A 13,466-nucleotide genomic window follows, 5' to 3' on the forward strand; every position below is an offset into this window, starting at 1 on the left:
AGGCAACGTCCAAGGACGCCCGGCCATTCCCCAGTTGGCCGCATTCACCGGAACGCAACACAACGGAGGGAAACGCGACGAGGCCCGCCCCCCGAAGGGGACGGGCCTCGCCGTTCAGCTCACCTCACGCCGGAGCGTGGAGCACTCGCTGCGCTGCGATCAGCTCTGGCCGCCGGCCAGCTTCTCGCGGAGCGCGGCCAGGGCCTCGTCGGACGCCAGGGCGCCGGAGGTCTCGTCCGCACCCTCGGAGGAGTAGGAGCCACCGGAGATGCCCGCACCGGCGTTGCCACCGGCGGCCGGGGCGGCCTCGCCCGCGGCGGCAGCGGCCTCGTCGGCCTCGCGGCTCTTGATGACCTGCGCCTGGTGCTGCTCGAAGCGGACCTGCGCCTCGGCGTACTGGCGCTCCCACGTCTCGCGCTGGGTCTCGTAGCCCTCGAGCCAGTCGTTGGTCTCGGGGTCGAAGCCCTCGGGGTAGATGTAGTTGCCCTGGTCGTCGTAGGACGCGGCCATGCCGTACAGGGTCGGGTCGAACTCGACCGACGCCGGGTCGGCACCGAAGGACTCGTTGGCCTGCTTGAGGGACAGCGAGATCCGGCGACGCTCGAGGTCGATGTCGATGACCTTGACGAAGATCTCGTCGTTGACCTGGACGACCTGCTCCGGGATCTCCACGTGGCGCTCGGCCAGCTCGGAGATGTGGACCAGACCCTCGATGCCCTCGTCCACGCGGACGAACGCACCGAACGGAACCAGCTTGGTGACCTTACCCGGGACGACCTGGCCGATCTGGTGGGTCCGGGCGAACTGCTGCCACGGGTCCTCCTGCGTCGCCTTCAGCGACAGGGAGACGCGCTCGCGGTCCATGTCCACGTCGAGGACCTCGACGGTGACTTCCTGACCGACCTCGACGACCTCGGACGGGTGGTCGATGTGCTTCCAGGACAGCTCGGAGACGTGCACGAGGCCGTCGACGCCGCCCAGGTCCACGAACGCACCGAAGTTGACGATCGAGGAGACGACGCCGGAGCGGACCTGACCCTTCTGCAGGGTGGTGAGGAACGTCTGGCGGACCTCGGACTGGGTCTGCTCGAGCCAGGCGCGGCGGGACAGGACCACGTTGTTGCGGTTCTTGTCCAGCTCGATGATCTTCGCCTCGAGCTCCTTGCCCACGTAGGGCTGGAGGTCGCGGACGCGACGCATCTCGACCAGGGAGGCCGGGAGGAAGCCGCGGAGGCCGATGTCGAGGATGAGACCACCCTTGACGACCTCGATGACGGTACCGGTGACGATGCCGTCTTCTTCCTTGATCTTCTCGATCGTGCCCCAGGCACGCTCGTACTGAGCGCGCTTCTTGGACAGGATCAGGCGGCCTTCCTTGTCCTCCTTCTGGAGAACCAGGGCCTCGATCTCGTCACCGACCTTGACGACCTCGTTCGGGTCGACGTCGTGCTTGATCGAGAGCTCGCGGCTCGGGATCACGCCTTCCGTCTTGTAACCGATGTCGAGCAGGACCTCGTCCCGGTCGACCTTCACGATGACGCCGTCGACGATGTCGCCGTCGTTGAAGTACTTGATCGTCTCGTCGATCGCGGCCAGGAAGGCTTCCGCGTTACCGATGTCGTTGACCGCTACCTGCGGAGTGGTGGTGGCGGTGGTCTCGGTGCTGCTCGTCATGTGGGAAAGGGCTCCGGTTACGGACAGAAAGTCGTAGGTACTGCTACGCCGGGAGCCCTTATCGGCATCTGCCGATGAAGCCGGACAGCCAAGGAAGCCCATCCCCCGCAAGGGGTAGGGGCCTCGAAAACCGAGGGGACATTCAACAGATGCAAGCGCAGCCTGCTACGTCTGAGGAGCACAGGCTCGCAGCGCAACTTGTAGCATACGGGGGCAGCCGGACAGGGTCAATGCGCGAAGGCGCACACCGCGGGCGGATCGCCGCATAACCGGCACAATTCGTGGGCGGCAACGCCCTGATGAGCGATCCGCACGGATTTTCAGCCGTCCGGGTGCCATACCAGCCATCCGCAGACTACGACGACGGGCCCCATGAACCAAGAGGACCGCACCCCCGAAGACGCGTACGCGCTCCAGGACGAGGACGCGTACCCCGCGCACGGCGCGCACGAGGGCGACGAGGACGACGCCGAGGCCACCCGCCGCGAGGCCGGGGAGGCGGAGAGCAGCCGCGCCAGCCGCGGCTGGTGGGACCGCAACGCCGACGAGTACCAGAGCGAGCACGGTGCGTTCCTCGGCGACGACCGCTTCGTCTGGGGGCCGGAGGGCCTGGACGAGGAGGAGGCCGCGCTGCTGGGCCCGGCCGCCTCCCTCAAGGGCAAGGACGTCCTGGAGATCGGCGCCGGCGCGGCCCAGTGCTCGCGCTGGCTCGCCGCGCAGGGGGCCCGTCCGGTGGCCCTGGACCTCTCGCACCGCCAGCTCCAGCACGCCCTGCGCATCGGCGGCGACGTGCCCCTGGTCGAGGCCGACGCCGGGCGGCTGCCCTTCCGCGACGCCTCCTTCGACCTGGCCTGCTCCGCTTACGGGGCGGTGCCCTTCGTCGCCGACCCGGTGGGCGTCATGCGCGAGGTCCACCGCGTGCTGCGCCCCGGCGGCCGCTGGGTGTTCTCCGTCACGCACCCCATCCGCTGGGCCTTCCCGGACGAGCCCGGCCCCGAGGGGCTGTCGGTGTCCGCCTCCTACTTCGACCGGACCCCGTACGTGGAGCAGGACGAGCAGGGCCGCGCCGTCTACGTGGAACACCACCGCACCATCGGCGACCGGGTCCGCGACGTGGTCGCGGGCGGCTTCCGGCTGCTGGACCTGGTGGAGCCGGAGTGGCCGGAGTGGAACGGCCAGGAGTGGGGCGGCTGGTCCCCGCTGCGCGGCAGCCTGATCCCGGGCACGGCGGTCTTCGTGTGCGAGAGGGACTGACCCCTTGACCCCCACGCTCCGCCGGTCGGCACTCGACGCCCTCCCCGTGCGGGAGGCCGTTCCCGCGCTCGTGCGCGCCCTGGACGGCCACGGCACGGCCGTGCTGTGCGCCCCGCCCGGCACCGGCAAGACCACGCTGGTCCCGCTGGTGCTGGCCGGGCTGGCCGGCGGAGGGCCGCGGCGCCGGGTGGTCGTCGCCGAGCCCCGGCGGATCGCCGCCCGGGCGGCGGCCCGGCGGATGGCCTGGCTGCTGGGCGAGGCCGTCGGGGAGTCGGTGGGCTTCACCGTGCGGGGGGAGCGGATCGCCGGCCCCTCCACGGTGGTGGAGGTGGTGACCACCGGGGTGCTGCTGCAGCGGCTGCAACGTGACCAGGAGCTGTCCGGGGTGGACGTGGTGGTCCTGGACGAATGCCACGAGCGGCACCTGGACGCCGACACCGTCGCCGCCTTCCTGCTGGACGTGCGCGAGACCCTGCGGCCGGAGCTGCGCCTGGTCGCGGCCTCGGCGACGACGGACGCGGCCGGCTGGGCGCGGCTGCTGGGGGACGCGCCGGTGGTCGAGGCCTCGGGGGTCTCCCACCCGGTGGAGACGGTGTGGGCGCCGCCGGCCCGGCCGGTGCGGCCGCCGCACGGGATGCAGGTGGATCCGGCGCAGCTGGCGCACGTGGCCTCGGTGGTGCGCAGGGCGCTGGAGGAACGTTCCGGCGATGTGCTGTGCTTCCTGCCCGGCGTGGGCGAGATCGCCCGGGTGGCCGGGCAGCTGGGCGGCGTGGACGCGGAGGTGCTCCAGGTCCACGGGCGGGCCCCGGCGGCCGTGCAGGACGCGGCGCTGACCGCGTCGGCGCACCGGCGGGTGATCCTCGCGACGGCGGTCGCGGAGTCGAGCCTGACGGTGCCGGGGGTCCGGGTGGTCGTGGACTCGGGGCTGGCGCGCGAGCCGCGGGTGGACCATGCGCGGGGGCTGGGCGCGCTGGCGACCGTACGGGCCTCCCGTGCGGCGGGCCGCCAGCGGGCGGGACGGGCCGGGCGCGAGGCGCCGGGCGTGGTGTACCGGTGCTGGGCGGAGGCGGAGGACGGACGGCTGCCGGCCTTCCCCTCCCCCGAGATCCGGATCGCGGACCTGGCGCAGTTCGCGCTCCAGGCCGCCTGCTGGGGCGACCCGGACGCGTCGGGGCTCGCGCTGCTGGACGCCCCGCCGGCCGGGGCGATGGCCGCGGCGCGGGAGGTGCTGTCGGCGGTCGGCGCGGTGGACGCGGCCGGGCGGCCGACCGCCCGGGGGCTGCGGATGGCCCGGCTGGGCCTGCACCCCCGGCTGGCCCGGGCGCTGCTGGACGGCGCGGAGGTGCTGGGCGCGGGGCGGGCGGCGGAGGTGGTGGCGCTGCTGAGCGAGGAGGCGCCGCGGGAGTACGGGGACGACCTGGCCGCCGCCTGGCGGCGGGCGCGGCGGGGCAGTGACGCGTACGCCTCCCGCTGGCGGGCGGAGGCCGGCCGCCTGCGGCGGGCGCTGGGCGCCGCCGGGCCTGCGGATGCCGGTGCGCGGGGTGCGGCCGACGAGGTCCCCGGTGCCGAGGCCGCCGCTGCACGGGGCTCTTCCCCCACCCCGCCCCTTCCCGAAGCCGGGGGCCCCGCCCCCGGACCCCGGTCCCGGGGCTCCGCCCCGGACCCCGTTCCGGGCGCTGCGCGCCCGGTGCGCTCAAACGCCGCGCGGGCTGAAATCTCCGACGACCACGCCGCCGGGCTGGTCGCGGCCCTGGCGTTCCCGGAGCGGGTGGCCCGGGCCAAGGGCCGGGGGAGCTATCTCATGGCTTCCGGCACGGGGGCCGAGCTGGGGGAGGGCTCCGCCCTGCGCAACGCGCCCTGGCTGGCCGTCGCCGTCGCCGACCGGGCGCCGCACTCCGCGTCCGCCCGCGTCCGGGTGGCCGCCGTCCTCGACGAGGAGACCGCCCGGGCCGCCGCCGCGCACCTGCTCGCCTCCGGCGAGGAGGTGCGCTGGGAGGACGGGGACGTGGTGGCCCGGGCCGTCGAGCGGCTCGGGGCGGTCGAGCTGGTGGCGCGGCCGCTACGGGACCCCGACCCGGCGCTCGTACGGGCCGCGCTGCTGGAGGGGCTGCGCACCGAGGGCCTCGGCCTGCTGCGCTGGACCCCGGACGCGCTCTCGCTCCGCGCCCGGCTCGGTTTCCTGCACCGTACGCTCGGCGGCGCCTGGCCGGACGTGGCGGACGACGCGGCGCTGGTGGCGCGGGCCGACGACTGGCTGGAGCCCGAGCTGTCGCGGGCCCGCCGCCGGGCCGACCTGGGCCGGATCGACGCCGGTCAGGCCCTGGAGCGGCTGCTGCCCTGGGCCACCGGCGAGGCGGTCCGGCTGGACGAGCTGGCCCCCGAGCGGATCGAGGTGCCCAGCGGTTCGCGGATCCGCGTGGACTACTCCGCCGGGCAGCCGGTGCTCGCGGTGAAGCTCCAGGAGCTGTTCGGGCTGGCGCGGACCCCGACGGTGGCGGGGGTTCCCGTACTGGTGCACCTGCTGTCGCCGGCCGGGCGGCCCGCCGCCGTGACCGCCGATCTCGCCTCCTTCTGGCAGGGCGGCTACCGCGCCGTCCGCGCCGAGCTGCGCGGGCGCTACCCGAAGCACCCGTGGCCGGAGGACCCGGCGACGGCCGAGCCCACCCGCCACACCAACGCCCGGCTCAGGCGTCCGTGACCGGGGCGCCCGGGGCCCGGCGGCCCCGGGCCTCCAGCCAGAGGGCGGCCGTGAGGAGCACGAGGGCGCCGAGGGCGAGGCCGGCCGGGGCGTAGGTGTGCAGCGCGAGGACCTTCGTACGGTTGGCGGCGACGAGGTCGCGTGTGTACTTCGCGTAGTCCTCGCGCATCGTCACGTGCCCGGCGAAGGCGGTGAGCCGGCCGTCGGGGGCGCTCGCCGCGATGCCGCCGCGCATCTCCTGCTGGATGTCCTGTTCGGCGTTGACGGGCGCGCCGGTGACCGGGTCGACCCAGAAGCGGGCCTTGACCGTGTACCAGAGGGTGGTGCCGGTGGTCTGCTCGATGGTCGCCGGGTCGATGCCTTCGATCGGCATCTTCTTCGGCATGGGGACCTTGGTCCAGGGGACGGTCTGCTCGAAGTAGTAGACGTCCATGCCCCGGTAGGTGCGCGGGCCGGCGTAGTGGATCGGGGAGGCGGTGCGGGTCTGGGCGTCGAAGTAGAGGTAGTCGCGCGGCTCGGTGAAGAACGGCCACTTGAACTCGATGCCCTCGCGCTTGACGGGGTCGCCGTCGACCATCTCGCCGGTGGCGTGCACCGGGTCCTGGGTGTGCGCGTCGAAGACGTAGCGCTCGGGGATCCGGGAGACCATCTTGCCGTCCGGGCCCATGATGTAGGTGAGGGTGTCCCAGACGACCACGTCCTTGCCCGCGTCGGCCTCGATCTCCCTGGAGGCCTCGACGTTGCCCTTGAGGGTCTGGACGATGGTGACCTTGTCGACCTTCTTGGGCTGCATCCCGCCCGTGTAGTCGAGGAGGGTGGCGTCCTTGGCCTCCAGCACCATCGCCTGGTACTGGTTCGCCGGGATCTTGGCCAGGCGGGGGTACGCGTACCAGCGCAGCAGTGGTGCGAGCGCTGCGCAGAACACGGCGAAGGCCAGCAGGACCAGGCTCGCTCTGCGTCGCACGGCGGGGCCTCCTTACTCCTGTCCGGGCGCGGGGGGCGCGGTGGTGAGCAGGGGCTTGGGCGAGGTCCTGCCTTCGGGCACCCCGAACGCCGTGACGACGAGGACGAGGGCCAGCGCGGCGGCCAGCCCGATGGCGGCGGCGACGAGTGCGCGCACGGCGGGACCTCCCTGGATCTGATGGGTCGTCAGGGAGGCGTACCGTAGCAACGCGGGGGTCAGATGAGAACCGTTTCGCGGGGCCGCCGAATCCCTCTACCGGGCGAACGCCGAGTACGGCCGCGGACAACCCTGAGCCGTGCGCCCGAGTGCGCTTGCGGAGTTGCTCGCGTAGTAGTGGTGACGTGGCCTCCGCTCTGCCGTCGGCCTGGATCCGGGCGGGCGGGAGAAGCGCGAGGACGAGGAGAGAGCCGTGCCCAACGTGATCAGGGGGGGCCGGGGCGCCTTGGTGCTCGCGGCCGCCGCGCTGTTGACCGGCTGCGTGGTGCACGGCTCCTCGAACCCTTCGGCTGCCGTCCGGGCCGATGAAGCGCGCGCCTCGCGGCCCGAAGGGGGCCCGTCGCACCGGCAGACGGTCTGCAGACGCACTCTCGCAGGCGTGGCGCACCCCGACGACGACCTCTTCTTCATCAACCCGGACATCATGGAAACCATCCGGGCCGGGTGCTTCGTCACCACGGTGTATCTCACCGCCGGGGACGCCGGCGAAGAGGTACCGCAAGAATTGAAAAACTATGTGACGAACAGGGAGAACGGGGTTCGCAAGGCGTATGCGGAAATGGCGGGCGCCGAGAACAAATGGACGCTGGACGAGGTACGTGTAGACGGCCGCAGCATCCGGTCGTTCCGGCTCGCAGGCCGGGGGAACGGTGCCGATGTGCGGCTCACTTTCATGGGACTGCACGACGGCCGTCCTCACGGTCGGGCGCCGGAGAGTCTTCTCCGCCTGTTCAGCGGAGAAAAGAAGGCGATCACTCCGGATCTGGACGGCCAGAGTTACAGTGAGGAGCAACTGCTGTCAGCGCTTTCCTCACTGGCCCGGCTGGGCGGGGCGGAAAGAATCCTCACCATGGACCCCGACAACGCGTCGTTCGGGTTGGGAATGGATGGCCGGGCGGACCACGGCGACCACGGCATCACCGCACGCTACTTCAGACAGGTCGCATACCGTACCGGGCTCCCGCTGACCCCCTACCTGGGTTACATCATGGCGCCCTTGAAGAGGAATCTGGCGCCCGCACAGGAGGCCAGGAAGGAAAACATCATCCGGTGGTACATCGCACAGGCCCGATGCCCGCGTGAAAGCGTGTGCGCCTCCAGGGGACTCCACAAAGGGATCCTGTCGGTCGATTACCGGCGGTGGACGCAAAGGCAGTACACGCGCAGGCACAGAGCCCCGCAGCAGGGCGAGATCATGGGCGATATCGGCCGGACGACGATGTTCGGCAGCAGGCTGCCGGAACAGTGTCTCGATGTGAAAGACGGTTCATGGTCAGCCGGTCTGGTGCAGATCGCCGGCTGTAATGGTTCGGACGCCCAGAAATGGGATGCGGAAAACGACGGGACCATCAGGACCCGCCTGAACAAGAACTACTGCCTCACCGCAGCGGGTCGTGACGTCAAGGTCGAGGCGTGCAAGGGTTCGCGTGCGGAACAGAAATGGCAGCGCGTCCCGTGGAAGAGCACGACGTGGAAGCGGGCCGCCTGGAAGATCGCCGGGGACGGGAACAGATGCCTGTATCAGAACGACCGGTTGTTGCCCCGGTGGAACACCGATGAACGCAAGAGCCCGCGGCTGGCTCTGGCGAGCTGCGGCGGCCCGGTTCAGCCTGAGTTGTACTGGCAGTGGGGCGGCCGCTGACGGCGCCGACGCAGGGAGCCGATGGCCGCCACCCCCAGGAGGACGGCGAGTGCGCAGGCGCTGAGCACGACTCCTGCGTGCAGACCGGGCGTGCGGTACGAACAGGCGACACGGGTATGACCCGTCATCCGTACGGCGATCAGCCCTCCGAGGGTGCTCGGTGGCTGCGGATCCCCGCCGTCGACGGAGCACTGCCACCCCTCCACCGCTGGGGCGGACACGACCGCGGCCCCCGTGCGGGGTCCGTCGAAGACGGCCGTGATCGCGTGTCCCCCGGCGTTCACGCGGGCGGGAGCGTTCGCGCTCATGTCGTTCACCGCCCGCTCCAGCCGCGTGGTGTCCAGACAGCCGAGGGGAGAGCGGGGAACGGGCTGGGCCGCCTCGGGGGTGAGTACCAGCGGAAAGTCGCGCCCGCTCGTGACGTGTCCGAGCGGGACGAGCCCGGCACGGGTCATCGGGGCCCGGGCCCGCACCGTCGTGGTGGTGCCGAGCGCGGTGACGGTGCCGGAGTACCAGGGGGCGTGGAAGTAGGCGACGGTGTCCGCGGGGCACCGGACCATGAGGGTGGTGGGCTCGCCCGCCGGCAGCCGCAGCACTGGGGCGCCTCGGGCCGGCCGCGGCTCGGGGACGGTGTAGACGGGCGCCGAGAGGACCCGGTTTCGCAGGTGGAAGACGGAAGCGTCCCCGCCGCTCTCGGCGTCCAGCCGAGTGCCACGGGCCCGCAGGGTCACCACCGGTGGTGCGGGCCCCGTGCGCTGCGTGAATTCCCGCCGTGTGCCGGAAGCCGGGTCGAGGCGGGCGCCGACCCCCATGAGGGCCTGCCCCACGGGGTCGTCGAAGGAGAGCAGGTGGCGCCCTGCGATGTGCCAGCCGGCGCCGAGGCCGGACAGCGTCTCGGCCGTCCTCGCCGGGACGTAGCTGCTGTAGTAGGAGCCGCCTTCGCCACCGAGGAGCAGCGGGTCGTTGTCGGCGAACTCGTGAGGCCCGGGGTCGCTGCGCGTGGCCGGCCAGGCGTCCTGGGCGCGGACCGCCTCGTACGCGGCCAGCGACTGGGCGTCGAGGGTGCGCTTGGGCTGCCACCAGTCGATGGTGTCGCGGATCACCGTGACGCTCCAGGTGGACCCCGCCGCCCCCAGGAAGACCGTGGCGGTCAGAGCCGCCGCCACTGTCCGGCCGCGTACCCCGGTAGCCCGCGGCAGGAGCCACAGCAGGGCGAGAGTGACCGCTCCCCCCGTCACTGTCATCGCCCACGTGCGGCGCGAGACGTACGGGTCGCCGCCGGCCAGAGCCGGCAGCAGGGCCAGCACCGCCGCTCCCGCCAGGAGCTCGCGGGGCCGCGGCTGGTAGGTCAGGGCGAGCCACGCGATCGCCACCAGGATCGCGGTCAGAGCGATGGACGCCCGGTACGGGCCGCCGTTGGGCATCGCGCCGCCGTGCCACACCAGCATCGTGGGCTTCCACACCAAGGAGAGCGCTACGGCTGCGGCGAGAACGCACCAAACGGCCCGCTCCCGGCGCGGAGCCCGGCCCACGAAGGGGAAGACAAGCACGAGCAGCAGGGCCAGACTGCCGACCGCCACTTGGGGGGCACCCGCGTGGTACCCGCCGGGCAGCAGGTGTGCCAGGTACGCGCGGACCGAGGGCGCACCCGCGTAGGGAACGGCCGGTACGGGCTGGGCGGCACGGCTGGCAGCCAGCGACACCGTGAGCACCGGGGCCGCGATCAGTACGCCGACCGTGGCCATCGACAGGGCGCGCAGCGCCGAGCGGCCACGCTCACGCGTCGGGCGCGGATCGAGGGCCAGCCGCACGGCGAAGACGAGACCCATACCGAGGGTTGCCATCGCCGCCGTATAGAAATTGGCCGTCCAGCAGAGGGCGACCACGAGCACCCCGGCCACCCAGCGCCGCCGCTTCAGGCACCAGTCCCCGGCGATTCCCATCAGAGGGAACGACACCAGACCCCACATCCACATGGGGTCCGCCCAGCCGGATCCGGTGGTCCACGAGCTGACGCCGTACCCCACCGCCAGGAGGGCGGCCAACCACGCGGGACCGGGCCGCAGCCGTACCAGGAAGACCGCCATCAGGGAGGTTCCCAGGCCAATGCTGAGCAGGGTCACCAAAAAGACCGGGAGCTCGACCATGGCGCGCGGAAAGATCCACACCAGCCATGAGAAGGGGTTCATCAGGTAGGCGAAGAGGTCCGCGAGGAAGGGGACACCGTAGCCGCTGTTCCAGTTGAAGACGAGGTCGCCGCTCGTGTTGCCGTGCAGGAGGTCCCACAGGTGCGCGTGGAAGGGCACGAACTGGTTTCCGAGGTCGTTGACGGCACGGGACCGCGAGCCGAAGGGGTACGTCCCGTGCACAGCCATGGCCAGGCAGTACGCGCTCATCGCGACGCCCGCGCCCAGGGCGGCGGCGCGGGGCACGGATCCGGGAAGGGCGGGCTCCAGCGTCGTCACCGGGTCGTCGGGCGACTTCACGATCACGCTCATGCTCACGGAATCCATGACAGGAACAGCGCACCGAGGGGTCCTTCCGGAAACCGGACAGGTCCCCTTGCCGCTGGTGTCACTTGACCGTCACGGTGACGGTCGGGGAGACGGTCTTGGAGATGGTGAGGAGGCCGGCGGACAGGAGACCGCCGGCGAGCGTCCGGGTGAAGCGGCGGCGCAGTGTGGAACGCGTGGAATGCGTGGAATGCACGGCGGGCTCCTGTCTCAGCTGGCTCCCCCTGCCCGCACCTGCCTACGACCCTGGCGGGGCGGACACGACTTCGACGTTAACCGCAGGTACGGAGGTCGGCCACCGGACGGCGCGCGTTGGCTAGGGGGCGGCGGGGGTGACCGTCGGGGAGCCGGACGGGGACGAGGGGGCGGGGGTGGCCGTCGGCTTCGGGGAGCTGGAGGGGCTCGGGGTCACGCTGGGCTTGGGAGTTGGCGTGGGGGTGGGCGACGGCTTCGACGTCGGCGTTGGGGTCGGAGTCGGGGTGGGGGTCGGCGTGGGCTTCGGAGTAGGAGTAGGAGTAGGCGTCGGCGTGGGGGTAGGCGTCGGCGTCGGCGTGGGGGTCGGCTTGGGGGTCGGCTTGGGCGTCGGCTTGGGCGTCGGCTTCGGGGTCGCCGGGGTGCCCGGGAGCGGCAGCGGGGTGCCGCTCCCGTCGGGGATCTCGTGCGCCCCCTGGAGGTAGTACGCGTACCAGGACCGCACCGTCCGCAGGTACTCCGCCGACTGGTTGTACGAGAGCACCGCCCGGTCCAGGCCGGCGCCGGTCCTCAGGTCCCGGTTCCCCGCGCACAGGTAGCGTCCGGCCGCCAGGGCCGCGTCGTAGACGTTGTTGGGGTCGCGCCGGCCGTCGCCGTTGCCGTCCTGGCCCCAGGCCGCCCAGGTGGAGGGGATGAACTGCATCGGGCCGACGGCCCGGTCGTAGCGGGCGTCGCCGTCGTAGGCCCCGCCGTCGGTGTCGGAGATGTCCGCGAAGCCGTTGCCGTTCAGCACGGGACCCAGGATCGGCCGCAGGGTGGTCCCGTTCGCGTCGACGCGGCCGCCGCCGGCCTGCCCGGACTCGACCTTGCCGATCGCCGCGAGCAGTTGCCAGCGCAGTCCGCACCCGGGGTCGTTCTCGCCGACCCGCTGCTCGGCCCGCCGGTAGGCGGCGAGCACGCTCGCCGGTATGCCCTGCGCCCCCTCCCCCGCCGGCTGCGCCGCGGCCGGCGTGGGGTCCGGCCGGGCGGCGGGGGCCGCCGCCTCGCCGTCCGGCAGCAGCGCGGCCGGCGGTGCGGGGCTGTCCAGCGGCGGGAGTTCGGTGAAGTACGACGAGTCCCCGCCCGCGCCCGACGCGGCGGCGGGCGGCGGCGCGGCGCCCTCCCCGGCCGCCGCGATCCGCTCCGGGCCCGCGACGGCCGGGCCCTGGGAGGCCGTCATCGCGGCGGCCACCAGCGCCGATACCAGTGCCGCGGCCGCGCTCCGGCGCAGGCCGCGTCCGAATATTCGTGCCGACATGAGCAGGACCCTCCCCTGGACGTCCGAACGTCCGCGTGACCCTACGTCAACTCGCTGCACAGGGCACGCAATGGGGTCCCGATGTTCACCACATCCCCACGAGCCTGCGCAGTTCACGCATACTGTCCCGACATCGGCTACCCCAGGGAGGCTCCGTGCCGTTCACTCTCAGCCACGCGGCCGCCGTACTTCCGGCCATTCGCCGCACCGGACGGGCGCGGGGCCCGCTGCTCGCCTCGGCGCTGGTGCTGGGGTCGTTCGCGCCGGACGCCCTCTTCTTCGCGGACTCGCTCGTCGGCGGTCTCATGCGCTACGGCGAGTTCACCCACTCGCTCCTCGGCGTGGTCACCGCCGACGCCGCCCTCACCGCCCTCCTCGCCGCGTGCTGGCTGCTGCTGCGCGAACCGCTGCTCGCGCTGCTGCCGCGCTCCTGGCGGGCCCGCGTCCACGCCCTGGTCCGCGGCGAGCGCCTGCGCGGCCGCCCGCCCGCCGCGCTCGCCCTGCGCTTCTACCTGTCGGCGGTCGCCGGCTCCCTCACCCACGTGGTGTGGGACAGCTTCACCCACGGGGGCCGCTGGGGCACGGACGCCCTGCCGTGGCTCACCCGGCCCATCGCCCTCGGCCTGCCCCCGTACACCTTCCTCCAGTACGGCACCTCCGCACTCGCCGCGGGCGCCCTGCTCTGGTTCACGGCGAGCGCCCTGCGCCGGGTGCCGGTGCGGCCCGTGCCGCCGTCGGTGCCGGTCCTCGGCCGGGCGGAGCGCTGGTGGGCGCTGCTCCTGATCGCCGCCTGCACGGCGGCCGGTGCCGCCCTGCGGGTGATGCGCTTCTTCACCTTCTACGACCGGGTCCGCAGCCCCCTCGACATCATCCCGACGCTCTGCTTCGGAGCCGGCGGCGGACTCGTGGCCGGCCTCCTGCTGTACGGGGCCCTGGTGCGGCTGCGCCACCGCCGCGACCGGGACCCCCACCGCCCGGACTGGGAAACGCGGACGCCCGTCCCCGCCGCATAGGCG

10 protein-coding genes are annotated in these 13,466 nt (G+C 72.8%); 4 read left to right on the forward strand and 6 right to left on the reverse strand.

All coding sequences use genetic code 11. The features are described from left to right. Positions 1-159 precede the first annotated feature (159 nt). Entirely contained in the window at positions 160-1,674 is a 1,515-nt protein-coding gene (gene rpsA / locus BX286_RS10365) for a 30S ribosomal protein S1 (RefSeq protein ID WP_079425789.1), read from the reverse strand. A 372-nt stretch (positions 1,675-2,046) separates the two neighbouring features. Here rpsA and BX286_RS10370 point away from each other — a divergent pair, with 372 nt between their 5' ends. Together BX286_RS10370 and BX286_RS10375 are read left to right on the forward strand one after the other, a co-directional pair. Then, the gene (locus BX286_RS10370) at positions 2,047-2,928 is read left to right on the forward strand and encodes a class I SAM-dependent methyltransferase (RefSeq protein WP_237292751.1); all 882 of its coding nucleotides are present in this window, start codon (positions 2,047-2,049) and stop codon (positions 2,926-2,928) included. Positions 2,929-2,932: 4 nt separating this feature from the next. After that, a complete protein-coding gene (locus tag BX286_RS10375; RefSeq protein WP_121014884.1) occupies positions 2,933-5,626 on the forward strand; it encodes an ATP-dependent RNA helicase in 2,694 nt (897 codons plus the stop codon). On the opposite strand, the gene BX286_RS10380 is transcribed toward BX286_RS10375, so the two are convergent. Both BX286_RS10380 and BX286_RS10385 read right to left on the reverse strand, forming a co-directional pair. Further along, positions 5,613-6,590, reverse strand: a complete 978-nt coding sequence (locus tag BX286_RS10380) for a DUF3068 domain-containing protein (protein WP_100863850.1) — start codon at positions 6,588-6,590, stop codon at positions 5,613-5,615. The genes BX286_RS10375 and BX286_RS10380 overlap by 14 nt on opposite strands. A gap of 12 nt (positions 6,591-6,602) precedes the next feature. After that, on the reverse strand, positions 6,603-6,746 hold the full coding sequence (locus tag BX286_RS10385) for an SPW_0924 family protein (protein ID WP_107502383.1): 144 nt from the start codon (positions 6,744-6,746) through the stop codon (positions 6,603-6,605). Positions 6,747-6,999: 253 nt separating this feature from the next. Here BX286_RS10385 and BX286_RS10390 point away from each other — a divergent pair, with 253 nt between their 5' ends. Further along, positions 7,000-8,448, forward strand: coding sequence for a ricin-type beta-trefoil lectin domain protein (locus BX286_RS10390; protein WP_121014885.1), 1,449 nt, complete (start codon positions 7,000-7,002; stop codon positions 8,446-8,448). Here BX286_RS10390 and BX286_RS10395 read toward each other — a convergent pair. The 3 genes from BX286_RS10395 to BX286_RS10400 form a co-directional block, all read right to left on the reverse strand. Continuing rightward, positions 8,412-10,946 carry a YfhO family protein gene (locus BX286_RS10395; protein ID WP_187344115.1) on the reverse strand — a complete coding sequence of 845 codons (2,535 nt, stop codon included), beginning with the start codon at positions 10,944-10,946 and terminating at the stop codon, positions 8,412-8,414. The two genes, BX286_RS10390 and BX286_RS10395, sit on opposite strands and share 37 nt — an antisense overlap. 76 nt (positions 10,947-11,022) lie before the next feature. After that, positions 11,023-11,157: a hypothetical protein gene (locus BX286_RS37420; RefSeq protein WP_261993394.1), complete on the reverse strand. Its 135-nt coding sequence runs from the start codon at positions 11,155-11,157 to the stop codon at positions 11,023-11,025. Positions 11,158-11,277: 120 nt separating this feature from the next. Continuing rightward, entirely contained in the window at positions 11,278-12,450 is a 1,173-nt protein-coding gene (locus BX286_RS10400) for a lytic transglycosylase domain-containing protein (protein ID WP_121014887.1), read from the reverse strand. Positions 12,451-12,605: 155 nt separating this feature from the next. Between BX286_RS10400 and BX286_RS10405 the strand changes: the two genes are divergently transcribed. After that, complete coding sequence (locus BX286_RS10405; RefSeq protein WP_100863847.1) at positions 12,606-13,463, forward strand: DUF4184 family protein; 858 nt, start codon at positions 12,606-12,608, stop codon at positions 13,461-13,463. Positions 13,464-13,466 lie beyond the last annotated feature (3 nt).

Origin of the sequence: Streptomyces sp. 3211.6, assembly GCF_003634815.1 — a bacterium.
Lineage (GTDB): Bacteria > Actinomycetota > Actinomycetes > Streptomycetales > Streptomycetaceae > Streptomyces > Streptomyces katrae_A.

Excerpts from the sequence above, each read along its gene's own strand:
- rpsA (WP_079425789.1), bottom strand. The coding sequence starts at position 1,674 with ATGACGAGCAGCACCGAGACCACCGCCACCACCACTCCGCAGGTAGCG.
- BX286_RS10370 (WP_237292751.1), top strand. The coding sequence starts at position 2,047 with ATGAACCAAGAGGACCGCACCCCCGAAGACGCGTACGCGCTCCAGGAC.
- BX286_RS10395 (WP_187344115.1), bottom strand. The coding sequence starts at position 10,946 with ATGAGCGTGATCGTGAAGTCGCCCGACGACCCGGTGACGACGCTGGAG.
- BX286_RS10400 (WP_121014887.1), bottom strand. The coding sequence starts at position 12,450 with ATGTCGGCACGAATATTCGGACGCGGCCTGCGCCGGAGCGCGGCCGCG.